Genomic DNA, 260 nt, shown 5'->3' on the forward strand with positions numbered 1-260 from the left:
CAAGATCAAGATCGACCAGTCTTTCGTCCGCGCCGACCCACACGACTCGAACTGCACCGCAATCGTCAGCGCAATTGCAGCGCTCGGGCGAAGCCTCGGCATGATGACTCTTGCAGAAGGTGTGGAATCGCAGGAACAATGGCGGCGGATCATGGCCTCCGGTTGCACGGCGGCGCAGGGTTTCCTCGTCAGCTATCCGCTGCCTCCCGAGAGCATCGGAGATTTCCTGGCGGAGGAAGCAAAGCGAAACTGCACCATGC

1 protein-coding gene is annotated in these 260 nt (G+C 60.4%); it reads left to right on the forward strand.

Annotated elements, in window-relative coordinates; all coding sequences use genetic code 11:
- On the forward strand, positions 1 to 260 hold a 260-nt coding region (locus CH341_RS32860; protein WP_146604802.1), incomplete at both ends, for an EAL domain-containing protein.

Origin of the sequence: Rhodoplanes roseus, from assembly GCF_003258865.1 — a bacterium.
Classification (GTDB): Bacteria; Pseudomonadota; Alphaproteobacteria; order Rhizobiales; family Xanthobacteraceae; genus Rhodoplanes; species Rhodoplanes roseus.